Origin of the sequence: Anseongella ginsenosidimutans (genome assembly GCF_008033235.1) — a bacterium.
In the GTDB taxonomy this organism is placed as follows: Bacteria; Bacteroidota; Bacteroidia; order Sphingobacteriales; family Sphingobacteriaceae; genus Anseongella; species Anseongella ginsenosidimutans.
The window spans coordinates 478,111-504,733 of sequence record NZ_CP042432.1 but is presented as its reverse complement, the minus strand read 5'-3'; the positions used below and the strand labels follow the sequence as shown (position 1 = coordinate 504,733).

Genomic DNA, 26,623 nt, shown 5'->3' with positions numbered 1-26,623 from the left:
AAAGGAGGCTTGTTATGAATGATGATCTACTTGTAAAATACCTTGCCGGCGAGGCGGATATGCAGGAACGCCTTCGTGTAGAGGAATGGCTGGGAAAGAATGAAAAGAACGCGCTCTACTATTCCCAATTGGAACGGATATGGAACGAAAGTGAAAACCTCGCTTTGCACAACTCCCCCGATGAACAGGCCGCCTGGGAGCGGTTTCGCCATCGGGTGAAGCAACAGGAGGAAACCGGTCAGCAACAAGAAAAAGCCTGGCTGCGGTGGAATGAAAGCACGCGGGAGCGGAAAACTCTCCGGACTCTCCGGGAAGAAGTCAGCACCCCAACGGAAAAAATACGTTCCCTGCGTCCGGCCGGGTCCGCACCCCGCTGGCTGAAGGCCGCGGCCGCCCTGGCGCTCTTGATCAGCGCGGGCTGGCTGGCCCGGTACCTGCTGCAGGAAAACCGCTTTCCTGCGATGGTGGAACTGGCTTCGGAACAGCAGGTGCGGGAAGAAATGCTGCCGGACGGTTCGCTGGTAACGCTGAATAAAAACTCCCTGATTTCTTTCCCCCGGAAATTCAGGGGGACGGATCGCCTTGTTTCCTTAGAGGGGGAGGCATTCTTTAACGTGGAGCCGGACAAAAGCAAACCGTTTATTATTAGCGTAAATGACTTGAAGGTCGAAGTTACCGGCACTTCCTTTAACGTTAAAAGCCGGAACGGAGTAACAGAAGTGATCGTGGAAACAGGCAGCGTCCATGTAAGCCGGGGCAGCAGCCGGATCGATTTGCGGCCCGGAGAAAAAGCGGTAAGCAGTAATGAAAACGAAGAGCTGGTAAAGCAGCACACCGGCGGCGCCCTGTATAAATATTATAGAACGAATAAATTTGTCTGCCGCGCCACCCCGCTGCAGGAGCTGATAAATACCTTGAATGAAGCTTACGGTGTTCATATCGTAATCCCTGATAAGTCCCTGCAGCGACTGACCATTACTACTGAATTTGATAATGAATCATTAGAGCGTATACTGGAGGTGATCGCTGATACGTTTGATATAACTGTCCAATACGAAGAAAAACAAATCATATTAAAACGATAATACGTTTCCTGTACATTATTACATTGGCTGCCTGCTTTTGCCCCGAAAGGGCATCAGCACAATCCCTGCTGGAAAAAACAGTTTCTTTTGAGGCGCAAAACATGCCACTTGGCCGGCTGCTCAAAGAGACGGGCCGGCAGGGAGGATTCAATTTTTCCTATAACAGCGAAGCGCTTCCTGAAGACAGCCTGGTAAGCCTTTCCGCCAGGAATAAAACGGTAGAAGAGGTCCTAGACCTGGTACTGAGCAGGCCCCTTGAATACCTGGAAGCGGGGAACTATATAATTCTCCGTCCCCGCGGGCACACGCTGGCCCTGACCCTGGAGGATATCAGCGAGCGGGGAAATACCTACCTGGTTAGCGGGGTCGTAACTGATCCCAGCACAGGCACGGGCCTTCCGGACGCCAGCGTGTACGAGAGGCAGCTATTGCTGGCCACCCTGACCGATGAAAAAGGTCGTTTCCTGCTCCGGGTCAGGGATCGCTATAAGACGGTAGCGCTTACGGCCAGCAAGGCATTGTACGAAGATACGACGATGTTCATCCAGCTTCAGGGCGTGGTCGTACTCCCGGGCAAAAAGCAAGGCCGCAAGCCGGGCAAATGGTTTTCAGGCCAGGACGAAAACGGGGACGTGGAAAGAACCGGCCTGGGCATGTTCCTTCTCTCTTCCAGGCAGCGTGTCCAAAGCCTGAACCTGCGGGAATTCTTTACGGAAAGCCCGGTGCAAGCCTCCCTTACCCCTGGCCTGAGTTCCCAGGGCCGGATGAGCGCCCAGGTGGTGAACAGGGTTTCGATCAACCTGATTGGAGGCTATACGGCGGGAGTGGACGGGATGGAAATGGCGGGCGTTTTCAATATGAATAAAAAAAGCGTGGAGCATGTGCAGCTTGCCGGAGCTTTTAATATCGTGGGCGGCTCAGTAAGAGGGCTGCAGGCCGCCGGGGCACATAATACTGTACTTGGTTCCGTTAAAGGCGTGCAGATAGGCGGGGCGGTGAATATTACCCGCGGCATCGTGGAAGGTGTGCAGCTTGCCGGAGCGGTGAATTATGCCGGGCAATTAAAAGGCGTGCAGGTGGGGATTGTGAATATTGCGGACAGCTCTGCCGGATATAGCATTGGTCTGGTGAATATCATCAGGAAAAGCGGCTTCCTGCGCGTCAGCCTTTTTACCAATGAATCCCTCCAGGCGAACCTGGCCTTTAAAAGCGGAACCTCAAAAATATTCGCGATCCTGCAGGGCGGTATCACTCCGGGCCCGCGGAAATTGTATGCATACGGCGCCGGTTTCGGAAAGGAGCTTTTGCTGAAGCATGGCTTCTCTCTTCAGCCGGAGCTTCTGTTCCAGGAAGTCTACCAGGGCAGTTCAATTTATAATAATCAGTTATACCGGTTCAACCTGGGGCTGCATTACCGGGCGGCAAAAAAAATTCATGTTTTTGCGGGGCCTTCCTTCAATATCTGGAACTCCAACCAGGGCAGTCCCGTGGACGGGTACGGCTTTATTCCCTCGGCCCGCCGGGGCAGCTTCGGCCTGAACGGACACGGGCTGCGAGGCTGGATTGGCTGGAAAGCAGGGATAAGCATTCTCCGGCCTCTTTAAAATTCCAAAGATAATCTCCGTTTGCATAGGGGTAGGGCCTGCCCCGGTTGTCCTATCTGCAAAAACAAGATATGAACAGTTTCTTTCATGCAAAACAACTAAAAAAAGGCATTTGCCTGCTACTCACAATTGGGACGGCTTTCGCAGCAAACGCTCAGCAGGGATTGTCCACTCGGGAATCATCCCTGAAGGGGCAGGCCGGGAGCGTCTCCCGGGCGCCGTCCGGGCAGCAGTTACCGGAACAAGACGCTGAGCGGCTGCACAGCAGGATGCACCTTGGTTTACTGTATCCCTTAAGTACCAACGGAAGGCAAGCTCCCATGTACAGCAATGATTTTTCCTTTCACCTGCTCATGGGGCTTTCCAAAGCGGAAAACGCTTTTGTACTCTCCGGCGTGTCCACCGTGATCAGGGAACAGGCAGCAGGCCTCCAATTCGCAGGCGTTAGTAATTATGTGGGCAAACAAACAAAAGGAATGCAGTTTGCCGGCGTCTACAACCATACCGGCGATCAACTGCAGGGGATCCAGTTCGGAGGAGTGATGAATTATGCCGGGGATGCTGACGGCCTGCAATTCGCGGGGGTGATGAATAAAGCCAGGGATGTAAACGGTTCCCAGTTTGCCGGTGTGGTGAACGTGGCTAAAAAAGTAAAAGGCCTGCAGTTCGCCGGGATCATCAACATAGCGGACAGCAGCGATTACCCGGTAGCCATCCTTAACTTCATTAAGAACGGCGAAAAGTCCATCGGGATCTCTACCGATGAAACCTTTAATCTGCTTGCTTCTTTCCGTTCGGGCGGAAGAGTATTGTACGGCATCCTGGAAATAGGCTATAATCTTAAAAGCGAGGGGGATTTGTATGCACTCGGCGCCGGCCTTGGCGCGCATTTTGCTTTCTCCGACCGTTTCCGGCTTAATACGGAGCTAAAAAGCCTGGTGCTGGACGATTTTCATGAAGGAGAGTATTCAAAGTATTCCCTGCATATTCTGCCCGCCCTGAAAGTGTCGGAGCGTATCGAGGTCTTTGCAGGGCCGTCGCTGAATTTCGTGGATAGCGACATGCAGGAAGGGAAAGACCTCTTTAAGGATCCGCTTTGGGAGAACGGATACGGCGACGGGCATTTACGTCAATGGTATGTCGGCGCTTCGGCGGGTATTCAATTCATTCTTTAAGCGGATGCCCGATAGCTTCGGCGGCGGCCTTCCGGTATCAGCGGCGGCAGGCTTCCGGTATCAGCGGCGGCAGGCTTCCCGATCTTCGGCGGCTGCTATCCCGCATCAGCGGCCGGAAAGAAATTTTTGTTCAACGTAGCGATTTCGCGCTCAAAAACGTACAGGTGTTTTATGAAATTATTAAAGAATGCTGCACAGGATATTATCTTTATCGTGGTAGCAAAACTATGGCAATCCGGGATCTGTGACCGGGCGGTAGAACCCCTGCTGGTTCACTGGTCCAGGTCGACCCTCCTGGAAGTAACATAGCGATTCCGGTAATATTCGCTGTTGATGTCGTCCAGGCGGATACCTTTTGAACTGGAAGAGTGGATCATCAGGACATTCGGCCGGGTTTCTATCACGATGCCTACGTGATTGATGCGCCTGGTGGAACCGGTGGCAAAGAAAACCAGGTCACCCTTTTCCAGTTCGTTTTTTCCCACGTACCTGCCTGCTTTTGACATATCGGCGCTTACCCGGGGTAGCTGTACCCCGAACTCATTGAATACAAAGCAGGCGAAGCCTGAACAGTCAAAGCCTTCGCGGGGCGTATTGCCTCCATACCGGTACTTTATGCCAATATACTCCCTGGCGAAATCAAGCATATGGTTGATCTCCGCAGATGCGGAAGGATCGCTTTTACCGGCCTCCCGGGGCTTTGCGGCTGAAGCCCGCCCCGCTTTCCTGGCTGTACCGCAGGAAGTAAAGAAGAACGCGGTCAGGAGCAGGAGGCAGAACAAGGGAAGATTTCCCTTTTGTTGAAGGCTCATCAGAGATTCAGGCATACACCGGGTTATTTACTTCTTCCAGCAGTTCAATGGCCCCGTGAATGTCATTAATGTGGTCAAACGTGAGGCTGAGGCCCTTTTTTCCTTCTTTCAGGCGGGACCGCTGCGGGTGGCTCTGAACGTATTTTAATACCTGCATGAATTTTTCCGACTGAAAATACCCGGAAGCGGGATCATTGACAAAGCTCCCCCGCAGCTTATTGTTTTTAAGGGAAATTTTCTCGAAACCCGTTTCCCGGGCTATCCATTGCAAACGCATGGCGTCAAATAACTGCTCCACCTGGGCAGGCAGCGGGCCGAAGCGGTCCACCAGTTTGGCGGCAAATTCCTGCAGCTGAGTTTCGTCCGCGATGCGGGAAATTTCAGTGTATAAATTATAGCGTTCGGCTATGCTGCTAACATATTCGTCGGGAATATGCATTTCCTGATCGGTATCTACCTGGGTAAAGCTGATAAATGGCCGCGGTTTTTCATCCTTGAAGAGGTCTTTGAATTCTTCCTCCTTGAGTTCCTGGATGGCTTCATCCAGTATTTTATGATACATTTCATAGCCGATCTCGGCAATAAAGCCGCTTTGTTCGGCTCCCAGCAAGTTGCCGGCTCCCCTGATGTCCAGGTCGCGCATAGCTACATTAAAACCGCTACCCAGTTCGGAGAACTCCTCGATGGCGCTCAGGCGCTTACGGGCTTCCGGGGTAAGGGTGGAAAGGGGAGGACTCAGCAAGTAACAGAATGCTTTTTTGTTCGACCGCCCCACACGGCCGCGCATCTGATGCAGGTCGCTCAGGCCGAAATAATGAGCATTATGGATGAAAATCGTATTGGCGTTTGGTACGTCCAGCCCCGACTCTACGATGGTCGTGGAAACCAGGACATCGTATCGTCCTTCAATGAAGTTGAGCATAATATTCTCAAGTTCTTCTCCTTCCATCTGGCCATGCCCTACGGCTACCTTTGCATCTGGGCAAAGCCGCCGGATCAGCCCGGCAATTTCCTGTATATCGCTGATGCGATTATGGATGAAGAACACCTGGCCCCCGCGTTCCACTTCAAACTCAATGCCTTCCCGGATCAGGGTCTCGTTAAAAACATGAAGTTCCGTAACTACCGGCTGGCGGTTGGGGGGAGGCGTGCTGATGATCGACAGGTCCCGCGCGCCCATCAGTGAAAAGTGAAGGGTTCGTGGAATCGGCGTGGCCGTCAGGGTGAGCGTGTCCACGTTTACCCGCAGCTTTTTCAGCTTTTCCTTGACCGTAACCCCGAATTTTTGTTCTTCATCAACGATCAGCAAGCCCAGGTCCTTGAATTTTACGTCCTTGCTTACCAGGCGGTGCGTCCCGATGATAATGTCGATTTTCCCGTTTTCCACTTTTTCAAGGGTTTCCCGGATTTGCCTGGCACTTTTAAACCGGTTGATATAATCGATATTGCAGGGAAGCCCCTTCAGGCGTTCGCTGAAGGTCCGGTAATGCTGCAGCGCCAGGATGGTGGTAGGCACCAGGATGGCTACCTGCTTACTATCGTTCACCGCCTTGAAAGCCGCCCTTACCGCTATTTCAGTTTTACCGAAACCCACGTCCCCGCAAATAAGGCGGTCCATGGGATGTGGCTCTTCCATGTCTTTTTTTACATCAGCGCTGGCCTTTTCCTGGTCGGGCGTATCTTCATAAATAAAGGAGGCTTCGAGTTCGGCCTGAAGATAGGTGTCCGGCATGAAGCCAAAGCCCTCCTGGGATTTTCGCAGGGCATATAATTTGATCAGGTCGCGGGCAATGTCCTTAACCTTTTTTTTTGTCTTGGTCTTCAGCTTATCCCAGGTATCGCTTCCCAGCTTGTGCAGTTTCGGGGCTGTGCCTTCTTTTCCCGTATAGCGGGAAATGCGGTTAAGGGAATTGATGTTGACGTACAGCAGGTCGTTATCGGCGTATACCAGGCGGATCATTTCCTGCACCCTGCCGTCACTCTCGAATTTTTCCAGGCCGGCGTATTTTCCGATGCCATGATCTATATGGGTAATAAAGTCGCCAGGTTTCAGTTCCCTGAGTTCTTTCAGCGTGATGGCCTGAGAGCGTGAATAACCTTTTCGCAGGCGGTATTTATAATAACGGTCAAAGATCTGGTGATCCGTATAACAGGCTACCTGCAGGTCCAGGTCAACAAAGCCTTCCCGCATAGCCAGCTGCACCGTGCTGAACGGGACAGGCGCATCTTTCTCCGTTCCCGGCAGGTCGTTAAAGATAGAATAAAGCCGTTCGCTCTGGCGCGGGCTGTCGGTAAAGATCAGGTTCCTGATCCCGGCCTCCTGGTTTTTCACCAGCGTATGACGTAAAAATTCGAAATCCTTGTTGAAGGAGGGCTGGGGCTGCATCTGGTACTGCAGCACCTCGTTCGGTTTATAATGGAATTGCTTCCCGAATTCGACCGTTCGGAATTGCTCCGTAAATCCCCGCAGGATCTTAGCTTCTTCATAAAGGGAATCAGGGTCGAGCCATTCGGGATGAACGGCTATTTCATCTGCACCGGTTTTTTTATAGGCTTCCCGGGCCTTTTTCGTGCCCTTTTCAAGGCTCTCGAAGCAAAATTCCACGTCTTTGAACCAGAAGAAAGCTTCCTGTTCCAAAAAATCGGTAAAGCAGGTATTATTGTTTTTAAGCAGGTCTGACTGGATATTGGGCACGATGGTGATCCGGGCCAGTTTTTTTTCCGAAAGCTGGCTCTCAATATCAAAACTGCGGATGCTTTCCACCTGATCGCCGAAGAATTCCACCCGGTAAGGCAGGTCGTGTGAAAAAGAAAAGACATCCACGATCCCTCCCCGAATGGAAAACTGGCCGGCTTCGTAGACAAAATCAACCCGCTCAAAGCCGTATTCGCTAAGAAATTCATTCACAAAAGCAATATCCAGCTTGTCGCCCAGGCGAATTTCCAGGGTGTTTTGTTCGAGGGCCTGGTGGCTGATCACCTTTTCGCCCAGGGCTTCGGGGTAGGTCACAATGAGCCGGTGGGCATTGCCCTGCTGCAGCTCATTCAATGCGTCGGTACGCTGCAAAATGCCGTAGCTGTCAGGCAGGCTGAAATCAAAGGGCTTCCTGCAGGATGCCGGGAAGAACAGGGCTTTTTTGCCCGCGATGTTTTCCAGGTCGTTTAAAAAATAAGTAGCTTCTTCGCGGTCGGCCAGCACGAACACCCCGGTATAAGGGGCGCTCTGAAAAAGGGCAGACGCTACCCATGCATCTGAAGAGCCGATAAGGCCTTTCAGATGAACGCGTGCCCTTGCCTTAGACAGGGCCGATGAAAGTTCGCCTGTCCGCCTGTCGGCGGTATAGGCTTTTAGCATTCCGGAAATGTCCTGCATTTCGGATGCAAAATTACGGAAAAAACCCGGTTTTTACAGCACTATTGCCAGCCGGGGTTCTGATCGAGGTTCGGGTTCAGCAAAAGCTCCTCAGTGGGAATAGGGTACAGGTAATCCCTGTCTTCATTAAACACCTTGGTTATATTCGGATTCACAATGATCTTTCCTCCGCTTGTCCCGTTTTCTAGCGTTATGTCGCTTCCCAGTTCCAGGTATTGTACACCAGGGGTTCCGGCGGGTTTGTCCCCGGTATAAAGTACCAGGTCGTTATTCGCGTCGCCGTCCAGGTCGTAAGAACCCGGCCCGGGGAAATATTCGCCATTGAAGGGCCGGACTAATAGCTGACCGGCTTTCCAGCGCATAATATCATCCCAGCGGAAGCCCTCCATGACCAGCTCAATACTTCTTTCCCTCCGTATCTCAAGGATCACTCCCTTGTCGGGGCCCGTGACCTGCGAATACTTTTCGGCCAGGAAAGGATCGGAAGAAAGAGCCAGGACAAAGGCATGTAACTTCTCGTGATACCGCAGGAAAAGAAGTTTAAAAGCCGGGGCGCTACCTGCTTTTACTTCCCTGAATAAGGCGAGTTCTTTTGCAACAAAGGTGCCTTTCAGCGACATGGAGTGAGCTTAATTTTTCGGTTAATTAACGGTACTAAATTATTGTCCAACGGGGTAGCGCAATTTTTTTCCGGCTGGAAATCAGCTGATAAAGTAATTATTTTCCAAATGTGAACTAATTGTTTAGATAACAATTGTAAATACAAGAAATAATGCTATATATGAATTCATTTTTAGGCTCGCAAAATTTAATTTGGAATTGAATATCAGGATTTTACCGGTTCGGGACATTGATAAATACGCCGCAGGGAGCCCGGAATTCCGCTTATTTCCTTCCCGGAAGGGCTTTTAAGTGCGTCTCAGGGAAGCCGGCGCGGCGCGGTGTTTAGATTTATAATGTTAAATCATAGGTATTAATAATCTTCATATTGCACTCTTAAAAAGGAAGTTATATTTTAAAAATAACTACTGTTTAAGCATTTTTGAGATGATTTTTCGGCTTTTCATCCGGAATAGCTCCCTTGAATATTGCTCCTTTTTGGTTAGGTTTGAAAAAAATTAACGTTTAAAAAATTCACATGAACAAAGAACTGCTGCACTCCGTTTTATTCTGGCTAGACCCTGCGCTGCCGGCTGAAGAGGTTGAAAACTTTAAGGGGTTTTTTGAAGAGCTGGAGAAGATCCCGACCGTTAAGAAATTACAGTTTGGCCGGGCGGCGTCTACCGGGGAACGGGCAGTTGTTGACAATAGTTTTACTTATTCCATGGTGGCTACTTTCGCGAGTCTCGAGGACCACGATAGTTACCAGGAAGATGATCTTCATCACCGGGCCATAGAAAAATATTCGAAGTACTGGACCAAGGTGGTGGTGCATGACATGCTTGTAATTTAAACAGGTTCAATCAACATGCTGCTTCAGGAACTGACTGGATTTTTGGAATCGCTGGCGCCGCTTTCGCTGCAGGAGGATTACGATAACGCGGGGTTGATCACGGGGCATCCCGGACAGGAAGTGAGCAAGGCCATTATCAGCCTGGACTGTACAGAAGCAGTAATTGAAGAAGCTGTTTCAGAAGGCGCTGAAATGGTGATCGCCCACCACCCGGTGGTATTCCGGGGGCTGAAGAAGCTGACGGAAAGTACCTATGTAGAACGCACGGTTTTAAGCGCTATCCGGAACAATATTGCCATTTACGCCATTCATACTAACCTGGATCATGTCCCGGGCGGGGTGAATGCGAAGATATGTGAGAAACTGGGTTTGCGGGAAACCCGTATCCTGTCTCCCAAAACGGGAATGCTAAAAAAGCTGGTTACTTTTTGCCCGCATGCACAGGCGGAGGCGCTGCGGGCGGGCCTGTTTGAGGCGGGAGCGGGCCATATCGGTAATTATGACCAGTGCAGCTATAACCTCGAAGGATATGGGACCTTCCGGGCGGGACCGGGTACGCAACCCTTTGCCGGCGGGCAGGGCAGGCAGCACCGGGAGCCGGAGACCAGGATAGAAACCATTTACCCCGTTTTTCTCGAAAATAAACTTCTGGCGGCTTTGTTCCGGCTGCATCCTTATGAAGAACCGGCTTACGATATCTATCCTCTTGCCAATACCTGGGGACAGGCGGGAGCCGGAATGATCGGAACGCTTCCGGAGGAAGTTCCGCTGCGTCATTTTTTAGAAGAAGTAAAGGGCAAAATGAGAACGGGATGCATTCGCTACACGCGTCCCGTGAAGGAGACGGTGCAGCGTATTGCGGTATGCGGCGGGGCCGGCGGATTTCTGCTGCGCGACGCTGTCAGGGTGGAAGCCGATGTGTTTATCACCGCTGATTATAAATACCATGAGTTTTTTGATGCCGACGGAAAGATCGTAATAGCCGATATAGGGCATTATGAAAGCGAACAGTTTACCGGGGAATTATTACGTGAGAATATATCAAAACAATTTCCTAACTTTGCAGCCCTGTTGACTAAAGTTAATACCAATCCAGTCAATTACTTATAAACGTAAACGAACGAATGGAACAAACAGTAGAACAAAAACTGAAGGCGCTTTACGAATTACAAACCATCCACACCAAAATAGATAATATCAGGGTCGTCAGGGGAGAATTACCGATTGAGGTTACCGACCTGGAAGACGAAGTAGCCGGCCTGGAAACAAGGATTGGTAAGTTCAAGGATGAGATGGACGAGCTGGAAGATACGATCACGGCCCGGAAAAACAATATCAAGGAATCCAACGCCTTGATAAAGAAATATAAGGGGCAGCTTGATAATGTCAAGAATAACCGGGAGTTTGATGCACTTTCCAAAGAAGTGGAGATCCAGGAACTTGATATCAAGGTGAGCGAAAAGAAGATCAAGGAATACGAATTCGAGATCAAGTCAAAAGAGCAGGCGCTGGAAAAGGCTAAAGCCGATTACGAAGGGCGCATCAAGGATCTGGAAGTGAAGAAAAGTGAGCTGGAAAGTATCACCTCTGAAACCCGGAAGGAAGAGGACGAGCTGCTCGCCAAGGCTGAAAAGCAGGAAAAGAAAATTGACGAACGCTTGCTTACAGCCTATAAACGCCTTAGAAATAATTCAAAGAACGGCCTTGCGGTGGTTACCATTGACCGCGATTCCTGCTCGGGCTGTTTTAATAAGATTCCCCCTCAACGTCAGATGGATATCCGTCAGCGCAAGAAGGTGATTGTTTGTGAGCATTGTGGGAGGATACTGGTGGACGAAGGTTTCATCCCCGAAACTGCTTAAACCTTTTTATTTTGCCCCTGGACTGCTTTGAAAAATGGTCACGTAGCTCTGCTACGCTCACATTTTTCGCATTGCCAGGAACAAAATAAAAAGGTTTAAGCGAGGGTTTGCACTCAGACCGGACGGCGGGGGCGCTTTTAGCACTTCGCTTCGCTTGTGCGTTTTTTCGGCGCTTTACTTCGCTCGCGCTCCTGCGCTTGCTTCGCCGCGGCTATAGCACTTCGCTTTGCTTGTGCGTTTTTTCGGCGCTTTGCTTCGCTCGCGCTCCTGCGCTTGCTTCGGCGGGGCGCTTTTAGCACTTCGCTTCGCTTGTGCGTTTTTTCGGCGCTTTGCTTCGCTCGCGCTCCTGCGCTTGCTTCGCCGCGGCTATTGCACTTCGCTTTGCTTGTGCTATAGGGTCATGAATTCTTTTCTGTATTCTTTGGGGGTCATTTTCATGTAGTCGCGGAATTGGCGGTTGAAGTTGGAAAGGGTGTTGAAGCCGCATTCGTAGCAGATTTGGGCAATGTTTTTTTGTTCTTGTTCTGAGAGGAGTTTGCAGGCGTGCTTGATTCGCAGTTCTATCAGGAAATTGGAGAAGGACTTGCTTGTTTTCATCGTGAAGTATCTGCTGAAGGAGGTGGGCGTCATGTTTAGCAGGTTTGCAACTTCTTCGAGGGTGATCCTCCGTTTAAAATACCGGGCGGCGTAATTGTAAACAATATTGATCCGGCTGGTTTCCGCCTCTTTCAGTTTATAGATGTAATTCTCATTATGCAGCTGGTTGTATTCCCTGGTATGGGCCAGGATATCAAGAATGCGTAGTAGCTGAACCAGGCTGTCAATGCCGTGGTGGGAGGCAAGTTCCGACATTAACCGGCTGATCTCTTTTCCGGTTTTTCCGTAAAATTCCAATCCTTTTCTGGCTTTACTGAACAGGGCGTTCACCTGGCTCATCTCTTCCTTTTGAAGCAGGTTTCCAAGAAAATTCTCTTTGAAATAAATGACGATGCCATGCGTCTCCCGGTTGCTGTGCTTTTCGAAGTAGCACTCATCGCTTCGCCAAAGATGCGGGATATTAGGGCCCAGGAAGGTAAGGTCGCCCTTACTGAAAGATTTTACGGTGTTTCCGATGAATCTCGTACCGGTTCCTTTCAGCACCAAGAATATCTGGTATTCCTGGTGGGCATGCCATTCGGGATCGAAATGCTTTTCTGTAAGGTCCCTGACGACGAAGATCTTGGATTCGGGAATGGATGATTTTTGTACTGCCGATTTCATAACAACCACACTTATTCAAATATACTAAAATTGAATGTATTACTGTCTTTTTACTCCTTTCGGGCTGTTTAATATCTTTTTTCAACAAAATACAGTCATTATTTGGTAAAATCGGATAAGAGACATATTGGCTGTTTCGCTTATCTTAGGTGCATTTGAACCGGAAATATTTATGGCACTGGATATAAAATTTGGCGTGAGTACCTGGCTCTGGACATCTCCTTTCGGCACAACGCTGGCGGAACCGCTTTTCGCGAAGATCAGTTCCATGGGTTACGATGCGGTAGAGATAGCCGTGGAAGACCCTGCCTTGATTGAAAGCGCGAAGATAAGAGAGCTGTTAAACAGGTACTCCCTGGAGGTAATCGTCTGCGGCGCTTTTGGCCCGTCCAGGGATCTGACCGCTGATGACCGCAGCCTCCGGGAAAACGGCCTTCATTACATTGAAGAATGTCTCGATATTTGTGTTGGCCTTGGAGCCCGCTTTTTTGCGGGGCCCATGTATGCGGCTGTGGGAAAAGCCAGGATGGTCAGCCCCGGGCAAAGAACAAAGGAATGGGAGCTGGCGGTAAGCAACCTGCAGAAAGTTTGCCGGATGGCGGAAGCGCGCGGCCTGGAGATTGCATTGGAGCCTTTGAACCGCTTTGAATCCGATCTGGTCAATACAGCGGCCGACGCTGCCAGGTTGATTGCCGATATTGATCATCCGGCCGCCAAAATGATACTGGACGGTTTCCATATGAATATCGAAGAGCCAAGTATTCAGAATGCGATAAGCGCCGCGGGAAAACACCTGATCCATGTGCAGGTAGCCGAGAACTACCGGGGGACTCCCGGAACCGGGCAGACAAACTGGAGAGCCTGGTACCAGGGCCTTGAAGCGATCGGCTACACCGGTACTGTTTCAATAGAAAGTTTTACTCCTGACAACCAGGAACTGGCGGCGGCCGTTTGCGTGTGGAAACCCCTGGCGCGCAGCCAGGATCAGTTTGCAAGGGAAGGGCTTGCCTTTCTGAAGCAATGGGCCTCCGGAATTATTCCGGAAATGAACACGGATTAAAGAATAAAATCAATAATGATGGAAGATAAAAAAGTTAATATCGCAATTATCGGCCTGGGCTTCGGAGCGGAGTTCATTCCTATTTACCAGCGTCACCCGAACGCGAATATGTATGCTATTTGCCAGCGGAACGCGGAGAAACTGAACCAGGTAGGAGATGCCTTTGGCATAGAAAAAAGGTATACCGATTACGATGAGCTGCTGAATGACCCGGCGGTTGACGCCGTTCATATAAATACACCCATTCCGGATCATGCCGGCCAGGCGCTCAAAGCTCTGCGTGCGGGCAAGCACGTGGCCTGCACGGTGCCAATGGCCACTTCCGTGGAAGATTGCCGCAGGATAGTGGAGGCAGTACAGGAAACTGGCCTCACCTATATGATGATGGAAACCGTCGTTTATGCACGGGAGTTCCTGTTCATGAAAGAACTTTACGATAAGGGAGAACTGGGTAAGCTGCAGTTTATCAAGGCCAGCCACCAGCAGGACATGGACGGGTGGCCCAATTACTGGCCGGGGCTTCCTCCAATGCATTATGCCACCCACTGCGTAGGGCCCGTTTTGGGTATCACCCGCGGAGAAGCGGAATACGTTTCCTGTTTCGGTTCAGGTACCATCCGTCAAGAGCTGCATGCACACTATAACTCTCCCTTCGCCGTGGAAACCGCCCATATCAAGTTCAGGAATTCCGACCTCAGCGCGCATGTATACCGCTCCCTTTTTGATACCGCGCGTCAGTACCGCGAAAGTTTTGAAGTATACGGCTCGAAGAAGGCTGTTGAATGGCCCTTAATCGAGGGCCGCCCCCTGGTGGTCCATACCGCCAAGCGCCCCGAGCCGGAAATTCCCGAAGAAATGGAATGCCCTGATTACGCGCATCTGCTCCCCGAAGCCATCCAGCGGTTCACGACGAAAGGCGTATATGACGAAGATGAACACCAGCACCTTTCTTTTACCCAGGGCGCCGGTCACGGAGGTTCCCACCCTCACCTCGTTCATGAATTCGTTAGCTCGCTTGTTGAAAACCGCCAGCCTTTCCCGAACGCCCGCCAGTCTGCAAATATCACCTGCGTAGGAATTCTGGCACATGAATCGGCCATGAAAGGCGGGGAAATCGTGCAGCTGCCGGATTTCACTTTTTTAAAGGATTAGCAATCCAGGGAGGCTCTGCAATAACGAATACCGCGCGGGTACGCCCCCCGCGCAAGCGTGAGTCTTCCGCGGGGGGCGTATCCCCCGTGGGGGACTTACCTTCCGCGGGAGCGAATCTCTCCCGGTACGAATCCTGCGCGGGTACAAATTTCGCGCGAGCGTGAACCTTCTGTGGGAACGAACCTCCGCGGGAACGAACCGGTTACCCGGCTGCTCCTTTTAAAAGTTCTTTGCGGTAACTCATGGGCGCTATTCCGGTGATCCGCCGGAAGACGCGGGTGAAGCCGGATGCATTTTCAAAGCCGCAGGCCGCCGCTACTCCCGACAAGGGAATATCTTTATTGCTGCGTATCATTTTGCGTGCATGGTCTATCCGCACTTCGTTCAGAAAGTGCATATAGGTTTTCCGGGTGCTGTGTTTGAAATACCTGCAAAAGGCCGGAGGGGTCATATGGGCAATGGCGGCTGCTTTTTCAAGACTTATATGCTCATGGAAATGTTTCATGGTAAACTGGTAAATCTCGTTCATCCGGAGGCATTCCTGCTCGTTCAGCGTTTGGGATGCCTCCCCGGATAAGGTTTCTTTCGTCGTATTTGAAATGAATTCCTGCAGCAGCCGGAGAAACTGGATGATGCGTTCACTGCCATTGGATGCTTGTACCTCCCTGAATGCCCTTTCCACACCCGCGCCCGGCGCGCACCGCAGGCGGTAAACGCCTTTGCTTTTCCAGATGAAGTCGCTGGCCTTTCCAAGCTCCGGAAGCCTGAAGAGCTGACCAAGGATGCCGGTTTTCAGAAAATAAATAGAAAGGGAATGTGCTTTCAGCAAGCTTTTCGGCGCAAAATAAGCCGGGTCGCATTTAAATAAGTGTGGCTGATCAGAGGCGATCCAGTAAATATCTCCCGGGGCGAAATTACCTATGAAATTACCGGCAAACACCGTACCTGTCCCTTTTAGGATAAGGGTTAGCTGGATTTCCGGATGGAGGTGCAGGTGATCGTAGAAATAGGGCAGATCATCTTCCTGTGTGTACACAGAACAGTCTTCAATTACCGGTATTTTAAATACTAAAGCTTTCATTTCGCTGATACCGCTTATTATCTTGCAGACGTCGGCTGCGCCCAAAGCGGCCTGGGGCAAAAAGACCCAGGCTTGTGGTACTGCAATTTCAGGTTTAACAGAATACTAGCCCTCATTCAAATATAAGATTTTATCAAGGATTAACGTGTTTGACCTAAGCGGAAAGGTTAATTGGTTAATTTCTGTAAAAAGATGGTTAAAACCTGTAAAATGCCGGGGCTCCGGCGCCCTAACTTTGTTAAAAAGAAGCCTTTATGATGGAATTTGAATGGAAGGGAGTCTTTCCCGCATTAACAACCCAGTTTACAGAGAATGATGAACTGGATTTTGAGATGCTTGCCCTGAACATCCGGGCCCAGCTGGACGCAGGTGTACATGGTCTGGTACTCGGGGGAAGCCTTGGTGAAGCATCAAGTTTGCTCCAGGAAGAAAAAGAGGAATTGCTGCGCTTTGTGATGGAGCTGGTAAACGGGAAAGTCCCGGTGATCATGAATATCGCCGAACAAACGACGCGCGCGGCCATTGAGGCGGCACGGAAAGCGGAGAAGGGGGGCGCCGACGGCTTAATGCTGCTGCCTCCCATGCGTTACTATGCCGATAGCCGGGAAACCCTCGCCTTTTTCAGGGAGGTTGCCCAAAGCACCCCATTGCCCTTAATGATCTACAATAACCCGGTTGACTATAAGATCCTGGTAACCCTGGATATGTTCGGGGAATTGGCCAGGCTGTCAAATATAAAGGCGGTGAAGGAATCTACGCGCGACCTGACCAACATAACCCGCATGATTAACCGCTTCGGAGATCGTTTCCGCCTTTTCTGCGGAGTGGATACCCTTGCGATGGAAAGCCTCCTTCTGGGGGCAGACGGCTGGGTGGCCGGGCTGGTGGATGCGTATCCCCGTGAGACGGTCGTGCTTTACGAACTGGCAAAGGCCGGCAGGCTGGAAGAAGCGCGAAAGCTGAACCGCTGGTTCATGCCCTTGCTGGAGCTGGATATTCATCCGAAGCTGGTGCAATATATCAAGCTGGCCGGAGCCGTCGCAGGCATCGGCAGCGAAGCGGTACGCCCGCCGCGCCTTCCGCTCGAAGGCGAAGAAAGGGAACGTATCCTGGGAATTGTTCATCAGGCGAATGAGATCCGGCCTGTACTGCCGTCCGATGTGCCTTTAAACGGGAACCCGTTGTCCAAAGAAGCATAAGCGCACATTCATGTCAGCAAAGACTTTTTTCTGTATTGACGCGCATACCTGCGGAAACCCGGTGAGGCTGGTGACGGGAGGAGCCCCGGTACTTGAAGGAAACGATATGATGGAAAAGCGGCTACATTTTTTAAAGGAATACGATTGGATCCGCAAAGCCCTGATGTTCGAGCCCCGCGGCCATGATATGATGTCAGGCAGCATACTTTATCCGCCGCAGAACCGGGAAAATGATATGGGGATATTGTTCATTGAAACGAGCGGCTGCCTTCCTATGTGCGGGCACGGCACGATCGGTACGGTAACCATTGCCATTGAACATGGGCTTATTCAAGCTAAAGTTCCAGGCATGCTTCGCCTGGAAACACCGGCCGGGTTAGTTATTGCAACGTATAAGCAGGAGGGGAAAAAGGTGACTTCGGTAAGGATCACTAATGTGCCCTCTTATCTTGCCGCTGAAAATATAATAATAGACTGCCCCGGCCTGGGAAAATTAACGGCGGACGTGGCCTACGGAGGGAATTTTTACGCCATCATTGACCGGCAGGAAAACTTCCCGGGCATTGAGCATGTGAAGGCGGAGCAGCTTATCTCCTGGAGTCGCGAGTGCCGGCGGCGCATCAATGAAGAGCAAGAGTTCATTCATCCCGAAAACGGTAATATCCGCGGAGTAAGCCATTTGCTCTGGGGAGGGGAATCCTCTTCTGTATCGGCGCCTGTACGTAATGCCGTTTTTTACGGGGATAAAGCCATAGACCGTTCACCTTGCGGTACAGGCACTTCCGCCCGCATGGCGCAATGGTATTCCCAGGGGAAGTTAAAAAAAGGCGATTCCTTTATCCACGAGAGTTTCATTGGTTCCAGGTTTACCGGGACCATCGAGGAGGAAACGTCCGTAGGCGGAAAGGCGGCCATTATACCTTCCATTGAAGGATGGGCTATGGTCACAGGGTTCAATACTATCCTGGTAGATGAAGATGACCCCTATGCCGGCGGATTCCAGGTAATATAGATCACGCAATACAGGATGCAGGCAGTAATTATAGGAGGCGGAATAATAGGGCTTTTTTCAGCCTGGTACCTTCGCAAAGCCGGCTGGGAAGTAACGCTGGTGGACAAAGGCGATCTGCTTAACGGCTGCTCCTACGGTAATGCCGGCATGATCACACCCAGCCATTTTGTGCCGCTGGCGGCGCCGGGCGTGCTTAGCCAGGCTTTTAAATGGCTGTTCAGTACAAGCAGCCCTTTTCATATCCGTCCCCGCCTTAACCGGAATATGATCAGCTGGAGCCGTCATTTTATCCGGAATGCATCGGAAAGTCATGCCGAAAGGTCGGCGGCGCCGCTGCGAGATCTTTTGCTGATGGGCCGCTCCCTTTATGAAGAGCTGGAACCGGAATTATCATTTTCGCTTCAGAAAAAAGGGATTATCATGTACTACAGATCGGAAGAAGCAGCCAGGGAAGAGATTAAACTGGCTGTAAAAGCAAAAGAACTTGGCCTGGAAACCCAGGTGTACGACCTGTCTCAATTGAGAATGATGGAACCGGCAATGGACGTGCAAGCCCTTGGCGGGGTGCATTATAAGTGCGACGCCCACCTTCATCCTGCAGAGCTGATGAAACAGTTACTGCAGCAGCTTAAAGATGAAGTAAGGTGGATCCGCAACACCGCCGGGACCTTTGAGAAAAAGAACGGAAGCATTGCCGGCGTCCGGGCCGGCGGGCAATTAATTACCGGCGACCTGTTCATTCTCTCTGGCGGCTCCTGGTCTGCAGCGCTTGCCGCCAGCCTGGGGATTCGCATGCCCCTGGTAGCGGGCAAAGGATATTCGGTAACGCTGGAAATGCCGGGGGCTCAGCTGCGGCACCCGGCCATTCTTTGCGAAGCCAGGGTCGCCCTTACGCCAATGAACAGGAGCCTCCGTTTCGGCGGCACCATGGAAATAGGGTCAGCCGCCGGCGGGATAAATATGAAAAGAGTAAAAGGCATTACGGACGCGGTGAACACGTACTTCCCCGCCCTGCATGCGGAGGTCCCTGCCAGGGAAAATATATGGGCCGGGCTGCGGCCCGTTTCGGCGGATGGTTTACCTTATATCGGGAAAACGCGGCGTTATGGCAATTTGATCATCGCCACAGGTCATTCCATGCTGGGGCTGGGAGCGGCTCCGGCCACCGGCAGGCTCGTGGCGGAAATAGCGGAGGGAAAGGCTCCTTCCCTGGGGCTGGAAGCATTCCGGCCCGACAGGTTTGACACCTGATATTAAAATGATGAAACGAATATACCTGTTTTTATTGCTATTCTTTACCGGGGGCATATGTTCCGGTCAGTCCCCGGCGCCAGGCAGCGGAATATCGCCGGAAGATTACCGCCGGGCTGAAAGCTTTTTGGCGAATAATATCAGCCGGAAGATCTATCACCTGGAAGTGAATCCGAATTGGCTGAAAGATGTTCCCGAATTCACATACGCTACTAATACTCCCCGGGGGAAGACCTTCTACAAGGTCCATATACCCTCCGGAACAATTAAGGAAGCATTCGACCATGAGCGGCTTGCCAGGGCCTTATCGGACGCTTTGGGAAAACCAATTGAACGGAAAAATCTGCCCTTTGGCCAGATTGAGTGGGAAAATGACCGTGCTATCTCCTTTATTACCGACCGGGTAACGTACCAGGCCAACCTGAAGGACTATACAGTAAATAAGACCGGCGTCTTGCCCGCGGAAGAAGTATCGGTAAGGGAGGTAAGGTCTCCGGACGGGAAATGGGTCGCCTTCAGCAGGGATCATAATCTGTATGTCCGCAGCCAGGCACAGGAGATCGCTCTTAGCACCGACGGCAAGCCAGATTATGCGTATGCCAGCTACCTGGGCTGGAGCGATATCATGGAAGGTGAGAACGGGGAGAGGCCTGAAAATTTTACCGCGGTATGGTCCGCGGACGGCTCCAGGATACTTACCCAAATAGCAGACTTACGAAAAGGGAGGAAAATGTACCTGCTGGACTGGTCCATTGACAGCCTGTATCGCCCAAAGCTGCTTTCCTATTACCGCGGGGGACCAGGCGATACCAACATTGTCTGTTATATACCGGTCATATTCGATATCAATACCCGGAAAATGATCAAGGTTGATCTTCCTCCGCTCCCGCATTTTATCGGTAATCCGCTGCGCTGGAACAAAGACGGCTCTTTTCTTTACGGCCTTTACCGGCACCGTGGTTACCAGCGGATGGACCTGATCTGCGTGGACCCCCGGACCGGTAAGGTGGACGTCAAATTCAGCGATAGCAGCCGCACCAATGTGGAGAATACGACGGAGTTCAGGCTGCTGGAAGACAAGGGTATTGCTTTTATCACTTCCGAGCGAAGCGGCTGGAACCAGGTTTACCGGCTTGACTGGGCAAGCGGTTCCGTCACGGCCCTCACCAGGGGAGATTTTGTTGTCAAAAAGTTTGTGGCGATTGATGAAGAAAAAGAGCTGCTGTATTTTACTGCCAGCGGAAAAGAAGAGGGGCGCAACCCTTATTTCAACCACCTCTACCGCATTGGCTTTGACGGCTCAGGGCTGCAGCTGCTGACACCGGAAAATGCCCATCATGAAGTCCATCTTTCACCCGGCAACCAGTATTTCGTAGATAATTACTCCACGGCCCGGCAGCCCACGATCTCGGTGCTGCGCAGCCTCCCGGATGGCAAGATGATCAAGGAACTCGGCAAGGCAGATATTTCGGAACTCTTAGCCGCCGGCTGGGATTTTCCTGAAATTTTCAAGGTCAAGGCCCGCGACGGGCTTACCGATATTTACGGAGCGATCTGGAAACCTTCCGGTTTTAGCGAAAGCGACCGGTACCCCTTGATAGATAACAGCTATACCGGGCCCCAGGCAAATGTATTTCCGGAAAGCTTTCGCAGCGCCGTTTTCAGTGCCGCGCAGCCCCTGGCTGAATTCGGGTTCGCGGTGATGGCTGTTGACGGCCTGGGATCAGCGGGGCGGTCAAAAGCCTTTCATGACTGGTCCTATAAACGCCTGGGTTATGGCCTTACCGACCATGTAGTGGCTATCCGGCAGCTGGCGGCGAAGTATTCCTGGCTTGATACCACGCGTATAGGCATTTTTGGGCATTCAGCCGGCGGCTATGATGCCGCACATGCCCTGATGCTTTTTTCTGGATTTTATAAGGTCGCCGTGGCATCCTCAGGAGATCATGACCATCGCATGGAAAAAGCCTGGTGGCCGGAAATGTATATGGGTTGGCCGGTTGATTCCGCGTATCATCTTCAGTCCAATATTACCATGGCCGATAAAATGCAGGGAAAGCTTTTACTGGTACATGGCGGAATAGACGAAAATGTAAATCCCTCGGCAACCTTTAAGCTTGCCGAAGCCCTCATCAGGGCCGGAAAGAATTTTGACATGCTTATAATTCCTGGCAGCGGGCACGGATATACCGGCCATTACGGCGAATACTTTACGCGTAAAAGGTGGAATTACTTTATTGAACACCTTCTCGGGAAGCAAGCCCTGCCGTGAGCATCAGAAGCAATTGTGGAAAAATCAAGAAATAAATGAACGACTTATGAGTTTCTACTACTTCCGGCTAACAGCCTTTATTTTGCTCTCATGGGCTTTTTATCCTGCGCTGCAGGCGCAAACGCTTTCGGCGGGGCACTATTTGCAGACAAGCGAAATGCATCACCTCATGCAGCAGTACGAGGCTGACTACAGGAGCCTGAGCCGTTTTTATTTCATCAAGCATTCTCCGGAGCGGCGGGAGCGCCTGAGGCAGCTTGCAGGAGATTACCTGGAAAAATTGGAAAAAGAGCAGTTCGGACGTTTTAGCATTAACGGAAAAGTAGATTTCGTCCTGTTCCGGCGGGACCTGGAAGAACAATTGCACATACTCGGGCTGGAGGAGGAAAAATTCCGCGAAACAAAGCAATGGTTTGGATTTGCAGCCGCGGTTTATGACCTGGAAAAGCAGCGTCGGAGAGGAGCTTCCCTGGAGGGTCAGGAAACGGGAGCCTTGCTTTCCGGCCTGGCGAAAGATGTCAGGGCGGCAAGCGCTTCTCTCGGCAAAGCAGATGCTATTGACAGCCGGGTAGCTGCTTTTGCCACGGAAACCATTGAAGGATTGCGGGAAGCCCTCAAAAGCGTGTATGATTTTTATAACGGGTATGATCCTGCTTTCACCTGGTGGGCGCCTGCGCCTTACAAGGAACTGGATACGCTCCTGGCCGGATACGACAAGCTGTTCAAAAGTAAAAGCAAAGTGATCAGCTCTCAAAAGGAGGATGGCAGCGGAATCCGCGGAAATCCCATTGGCCGGGAAGAGATTATCCGGCAACTCGAATATGAAATGATCCCCTATTCTCCGGAAGAGCTGGTTGAAATTGCGAACAAGGAATTTGCCTGGTGCGACCGTGAAATGCTGAAAGCCTCGGCGGAGATGGGCTTTGGGCAGGATTGGAAAAAAGCCCTTGAAAAGGTGAAGAACACCTACGTGGCCCCCGGCAGGCAGCCGGAGCTGATCTTGCAGCTTTACAACGCATCCGTCTCGTTCCTCAAAGAAAAGGACCTGGTCAGCATTCCCCCATTGCCGAAGAATCATGGAGGATGATCATGATGAGCCCTGAACGGCAATTGGTCAATCCTTTTTTTACAGGCGGGGAAGTCATCAGCATTTCCTACCCGGCAAATACCATGGAGCAGTCCGCCAAGCTCATGAGTATGCGCGGAAATAACCCACATTTTTCAAGAGCCACGGTTCATCACGAGCTGATCGCCGGTCATCATCTGCAGCAATTTATGAACCGGCGGTACAAGGTGTACCGTGATTTTGATACCCCGTTCTGGACGGAAGGCTGGTCATTATACTGGGAAATGCTCCTGTGGGACCAGGGTTTCCCGGAGTCGCCCGAAGACCGCATTGGTATGCTCTTCTGGAGGATGCACCGCTGTGCCCGTATCATTTTCTCCCTTAATTATCATCTGGGCAAATGGAGCCCCCAGCAATGCATCGATTTCCTGGTGGAGCGTGTCGGACATGAATATGCGAATGCCGAAGGGGAAGTAAGGCGTTCGTTCACCGGCGGCTACAGCCCTTTGTACCAGCTCGCCTATATGATCGGAGGCCTGCAATTTTATTCGTTAAAAGAAGAACTGGTGGAGAGCGGAAAGATGACCTTCCGGGAGTATCATGACGCGGTGCTGCAGGAAAATAACATCCCGGTTGAAATGCTAAGGTTTATTTTAACCGATCAGGCACCCGCCCGCGATTTCAAAACCAACTGGAGATTTTATAATAAATAACAGCAGGTCAGGCAAGCCTTCGCTGTTTCTTTCCAATCTTACCTTCTGCCTGAAAGCCGGATATCCTCCGGCGTGGAATTCTTTTGATCTTTAGGTATAATAAAATTATCTTCAAAATATTATTATATCTTATTATTCGGCCGATGATTTTAATTTATGATAATATAAAGTCATTAATAGCAAAAATACAAATAGATATTCCTGCCTTTCGCGCGTACCTTTAGGTAAAGAATACTGGAACCTAAAGCTAATGAGTTATGAAAACAATTTGTTTGATCACTTGCGGTATGATAGTTACTGCGGTCCTTTACGGGCAGGAATCCCCGCTGACGGGAAAGGTTACGGATGAGGAAGGCAATCCTCTCCCGGGAGTTTCCGTTCTGATAAAAGAAAGCGGCGGCGGCACTCAAACAAATACCGAAGGCATTTATACACTTAGCACTCCGGAAAATGCGGTGATCGTGTTTCAACTCCTGGGGTATGTTAGCCGCGAAGTCCCGCGCGGCGCAAGGAGTACGATCAACCTGAGTCTGGAAACGGATCAGCAGCAGCTGGAAGAAGTAGTCGTGATCGGTTACGGAACGCAGCGCGCGGGAGACGTCACCAGCGCTGTTGCCAGCGTAAAGGCAGAGGACTTTGTAAAGGGTGCGGTAAGGGATGCCGCCCAGCTTATCCAGGGAAAAGTTGCCGGCTTATCCGTGGCCACCACCTCCGGCGACCCAACCGCCGGCACACAAATCCGGATGCGGGGAATGACCACTTTAGCCTCTTCAACCGCACCCCTTGTATTGATTGACGGCATCCCGGGAGACCTTAGCACAGTGGCTCCTGAGGATATTGCTGCGGTTGATGTATTGAAAGATGGTTCGGCGGCCGCTATTTACGGAACCCGGGGAACCAACGGCGTGATCCTGATCACTACCCGGCGGGCAGGCGGGGACAGGCCGGCGACGATCAGCTACAACGGATACCTGAGCGTCCAGCGAATTGCGAACCGGCCGGAATTCCTGACAGCGGAGGATTATCGCAGGCTGATAGGAGAAGGATATGATTTTACGGATTACGGAGCTTCTACCGATTGGTTTGATGAAATCAGCCGGACCCCTGTAAGCCACACCCACCATCTCAGCTTCTCAGGGGGAGGGAGCCAGACAAATTATACTGCCTCCATAAATTATCGTTCATGGCAAGGGTTATTCATCAATTCTGACGATCAGCGGATCACGGGCAGGGCAGACCTGAATCATTCCATGTTTGAGGGCAAGCTAAAGTTCAACCTGAATGCCATTGTGGGGACGCAGGAATACTGGACCGGCGGCGACGGTTCCAGCTTCAACGACTATGTGTACCGCCAGTCGGTAATACGTAATCCTACCGATAGCATCCGGAACTGGCGGGGCGACTGGATGGAACGCAGTATTTACTTTTATGATAACCCGGTAGCCTTTTTGAATGAATCGACAGGCCTTAACAGCAGCAGGGAATACCGGCTGAACGGCAGCGTCATGCTTAACCCGGTCGAAGGCCTGGACATGAAGCTGCTGGTATCCGGGAATAAGTGGACGGAAGTGAGAGGCTATTCTGAAACAAAGCAGCACGTTTCCACGGTAAAGAACGGGCGGAACGGCTATGCTTCACGGGGTACTTCCTCCCGCGTAGATAACTTGCTGGAATTTACGAGCAGCTATTCCAGGGATCTGGGCAAACACCGCCTTTCCCTCCTGGGAGGATATAGTTATCAGGACGAAAAATCAGAAGGCTTCTGGATGCAGAACTGGGATTTCCCTACCGACGAATATTCCTACAACCGCATGCAAAGCGGAAATGCCCTTGGAAGGGGAGAAGCGCCGATGAACAGTTCGGCCAGCATGAGCAAGCTCATAGGTTTTTTCGGCCGGCTCAACTATAACTGGCAGGATAAATACCTGTTCATGGCAAGTGTCAGGCATGAAGGCTCTTCCAAGTTCGGCGTCAATTACCGCTGGGGTACTTTCCCCGCGGTTTCCCTGGGGTGGCGGATCAGCAATGAGCCCTTCATGAGCAATTGGAGCGTGGTGGACGATCTGAAATTCCGGGCGGGATTCGGCGTGACGGGAACCGCGCCGGATGCGGATTACGAATCGCTTGTGAGCCTTAATTACGGCGACAGGTTTTTTGATAACGGCACCTGGATCCAGTCGCTGGCGCCCAACCGCAACCCTAACCCGAACCTTCGCTGGGAAAGAAAGGAAGAATACAACCTGGGCCTTGATTTCGCATTCTTCGGCCGCCGCCTGAGCGGATCTTTGGACCTTTACCGGCGTGCCACTAAAGACATGCTTTATAACTACCAGGTTCCCGTACCCCCCTATCTCTTCAGCAGCATCTTCGCAAACGTCGGGGAAATGAAAAATGAGGGGATTGAAGTGCTTCTGAACGTGGAGGCCATACGGAAGCCCTCCTTTTACTGGAGTACCGGGGTCACGTATTCTACTAATTCGAACAAGCTCGTATCCTTATCGAATGAGCAATTTCAGACTACCAATGATTTCTTTGACGCCGGCCATACCGGTGAACCTATTCAGCAAAGTACCCACAGGGTATGGATTGGCGAGGAGATCGGTAGTTTTTACGGGTATAAATCCGTTGATATCGACGAAGAAGGGCACTGGATCATCGAAGGAGCTGACGGTGCCCCCAAACCTATTTCCGAAGCCGTTCAGGAAGATAAAAAGATCCTGGGCAACGGCGTTCCGAAACATATTCTGGGATGGCATCATGACCTCCGCTATAAAAATCTGGACCTGACAGTTGGAATGAGGGGCGCGTTCGGCTTTCAGATACTCAATTTTCAGCGAATGTATTATGAAAATCCGAAGATTACCCAGTATAATATGCTGAAATCGGCCTTTGATCCTGTTTACGGAAAAACCGTGCTAAATAATGACCTCGCCTATGTAAGTTATTATATTGAAGACGGCGACTATTGGAAAATTGACAATATCACCCTGGGATATACGCTCCCCGCAGGCAGCATTAAGGGAGTGCGGAACCTGCGCCTCTATCTCTCTGCCCTGAACCTGGTTACCCTAACCGGGTACAAGGGAATTGACCCGGAAGTGAATTTCAACGGGACCGCTCCGGGGAGCGATCATCGCGATAAGTACCCCACTACCACTACGTTTACCCTGGGCCTGAATTTTACATTGTAAGA

Annotated in this window: 21 protein-coding genes; 16 read left to right on the top strand and 5 right to left on the bottom strand. The window is 51.2% G+C overall.

The features are described 5' to 3' along the window. The first annotated feature begins 14 nt into the window (after positions 1-14). From FRZ59_RS02160 to FRZ59_RS18445, 4 genes are all read left to right on the top strand, one after another. On the top strand, positions 15-1,085 hold the full coding sequence (locus FRZ59_RS02160; RefSeq protein WP_132127508.1) for a FecR domain-containing protein: 1,071 nt from the start codon (positions 15-17) through the stop codon (positions 1,083-1,085). 101 nt (positions 1,086-1,186) lie between these two features. Next, positions 1,187-2,689, top strand: coding sequence for a TonB-dependent receptor (locus tag FRZ59_RS02155; RefSeq protein WP_132127509.1), 1,503 nt, complete (start codon positions 1,187-1,189; stop codon positions 2,687-2,689). Between the two features lie 71 nt (positions 2,690-2,760). Next, positions 2,761-3,864, top strand: a complete 1,104-nt coding sequence (locus FRZ59_RS02150) for a hypothetical protein (RefSeq protein WP_132127510.1) — start codon at positions 2,761-2,763, stop codon at positions 3,862-3,864. Positions 3,865-4,035: 171 nt separating this feature from the next. After that, a complete protein-coding gene (locus FRZ59_RS18445; protein ID WP_158640501.1) occupies positions 4,036-4,173 on the top strand; it encodes a hypothetical protein in 138 nt (45 codons plus the stop codon). Here FRZ59_RS18445 and FRZ59_RS02145 read toward each other — a convergent pair. From FRZ59_RS02145 to FRZ59_RS02135, 3 genes are read right to left on the bottom strand one after another with little or no spacing between them, the layout of a single operon-like run. Then, positions 4,137-4,691, bottom strand: a complete 555-nt coding sequence (locus FRZ59_RS02145) for a C40 family peptidase (RefSeq protein WP_132127511.1) — start codon at positions 4,689-4,691, stop codon at positions 4,137-4,139. The two genes, FRZ59_RS18445 and FRZ59_RS02145, sit on opposite strands and share 37 nt — an antisense overlap. Then, entirely contained in the window at positions 4,684-8,049 is a 3,366-nt protein-coding gene (mfd, locus tag FRZ59_RS02140; RefSeq protein WP_132127512.1) for a transcription-repair coupling factor, read from the bottom strand. The genes FRZ59_RS02145 and mfd overlap by 8 nt, the downstream gene beginning before the upstream one ends. Positions 8,050-8,090: 41 nt before the next feature. Next, positions 8,091-8,669, bottom strand: a complete 579-nt coding sequence (locus FRZ59_RS02135) for a RagB/SusD family nutrient uptake outer membrane protein (protein WP_132127513.1) — start codon at positions 8,667-8,669, stop codon at positions 8,091-8,093. A 518-nt stretch (positions 8,670-9,187) separates the two neighbouring features. Here FRZ59_RS02135 and FRZ59_RS02130 point away from each other — a divergent pair. The 3 genes from FRZ59_RS02130 to FRZ59_RS02120 are packed head-to-tail and all read left to right on the top strand — an operon-like array spanning position 9,188 to position 11,364. Continuing rightward, complete coding sequence (locus FRZ59_RS02130) at positions 9,188-9,502, top strand: Dabb family protein (protein WP_132127514.1); 315 nt, start codon at positions 9,188-9,190, stop codon at positions 9,500-9,502. Positions 9,503-9,517: 15 nt separating this feature from the next. Beyond that, on the top strand, positions 9,518-10,612 hold the full coding sequence (locus FRZ59_RS02125) for a Nif3-like dinuclear metal center hexameric protein (protein WP_132127515.1): 1,095 nt from the start codon (positions 9,518-9,520) through the stop codon (positions 10,610-10,612). A 14-nt stretch (positions 10,613-10,626) separates the two neighbouring features. After that, positions 10,627-11,364 carry a zinc ribbon domain-containing protein gene (locus FRZ59_RS02120; protein WP_132127516.1) on the top strand — a complete coding sequence of 246 codons (738 nt, stop codon included), beginning with the start codon at positions 10,627-10,629 and terminating at the stop codon, positions 11,362-11,364. 390 nt (positions 11,365-11,754) lie between these two features. Here the strand turns inward: FRZ59_RS02120 and FRZ59_RS02115 are convergent, their stop codons facing one another. After that, positions 11,755-12,624: an AraC family transcriptional regulator gene (locus FRZ59_RS02115; RefSeq protein ID WP_132127517.1), complete on the bottom strand. Its 870-nt coding sequence runs from the start codon at positions 12,622-12,624 to the stop codon at positions 11,755-11,757. Positions 12,625-12,796: 172 nt separating this feature from the next. Here FRZ59_RS02115 and FRZ59_RS02110 point away from each other — a divergent pair, with 172 nt between their 5' ends. After that, positions 12,797-13,684 (top strand): sugar phosphate isomerase/epimerase family protein, encoded by an 888-nt coding sequence (locus FRZ59_RS02110; RefSeq protein WP_132127518.1) that lies wholly within the window; start codon positions 12,797-12,799, stop codon positions 13,682-13,684. Between the two features lie 15 nt (positions 13,685-13,699). Continuing rightward, the gene (locus FRZ59_RS02105) at positions 13,700-14,836 is read left to right on the top strand and encodes a Gfo/Idh/MocA family protein (protein WP_225975145.1); all 1,137 of its coding nucleotides are present in this window, start codon (positions 13,700-13,702) and stop codon (positions 14,834-14,836) included. 202 nt (positions 14,837-15,038) lie between these two features. On the opposite strand, the gene FRZ59_RS02100 is transcribed toward FRZ59_RS02105, so the two are convergent. Beyond that, on the bottom strand, positions 15,039-15,917 hold the full coding sequence (locus FRZ59_RS02100) for an AraC family transcriptional regulator (RefSeq protein WP_132127520.1): 879 nt from the start codon (positions 15,915-15,917) through the stop codon (positions 15,039-15,041). A 254-nt stretch (positions 15,918-16,171) separates the two neighbouring features. On the opposite strand from FRZ59_RS02100, the gene FRZ59_RS02095 reads away from it, so the two are divergent. The 7 genes from FRZ59_RS02095 to FRZ59_RS02070 all read left to right on the top strand — a co-directional run bounded on the left by FRZ59_RS02095 (position 16,172) and on the right by FRZ59_RS02070 (position 26,621). Further along, the gene (locus tag FRZ59_RS02095) at positions 16,172-17,116 is read left to right on the top strand and encodes a dihydrodipicolinate synthase family protein (protein ID WP_132127521.1); all 945 of its coding nucleotides are present in this window, start codon (positions 16,172-16,174) and stop codon (positions 17,114-17,116) included. Between the two features lie 10 nt (positions 17,117-17,126). After that, positions 17,127-18,128: a 4-hydroxyproline epimerase gene (locus FRZ59_RS02090; RefSeq protein WP_132127522.1), complete on the top strand. Its 1,002-nt coding sequence runs from the start codon at positions 17,127-17,129 to the stop codon at positions 18,126-18,128. 15 nt (positions 18,129-18,143) lie between these two features. Continuing rightward, the gene (locus FRZ59_RS02085) at positions 18,144-19,379 is read left to right on the top strand and encodes an NAD(P)/FAD-dependent oxidoreductase (RefSeq protein ID WP_132127523.1); all 1,236 of its coding nucleotides are present in this window, start codon (positions 18,144-18,146) and stop codon (positions 19,377-19,379) included. A gap of 7 nt (positions 19,380-19,386) precedes the next feature. Continuing rightward, complete coding sequence (locus tag FRZ59_RS02080; protein ID WP_207910187.1) at positions 19,387-21,651, top strand: S9 family peptidase; 2,265 nt, start codon at positions 19,387-19,389, stop codon at positions 21,649-21,651. Between the two features lie 46 nt (positions 21,652-21,697). Continuing rightward, the gene (locus FRZ59_RS18715; RefSeq protein ID WP_225975144.1) at positions 21,698-22,738 is read left to right on the top strand and encodes a DUF885 family protein; all 1,041 of its coding nucleotides are present in this window, start codon (positions 21,698-21,700) and stop codon (positions 22,736-22,738) included. Then, positions 22,735-23,430 (top strand): DUF885 family protein, encoded by a 696-nt coding sequence (locus FRZ59_RS18710; protein ID WP_225975143.1) that lies wholly within the window; start codon positions 22,735-22,737, stop codon positions 23,428-23,430. Before FRZ59_RS18715 ends, FRZ59_RS18710 begins: the two co-directional genes overlap by 4 nt. A gap of 287 nt (positions 23,431-23,717) precedes the next feature. Further along, positions 23,718-26,621, top strand: coding sequence for a SusC/RagA family TonB-linked outer membrane protein (locus FRZ59_RS02070; RefSeq protein WP_207910188.1), 2,904 nt, complete (start codon positions 23,718-23,720; stop codon positions 26,619-26,621). Positions 26,622-26,623: the final 2 nt, after the last annotated feature.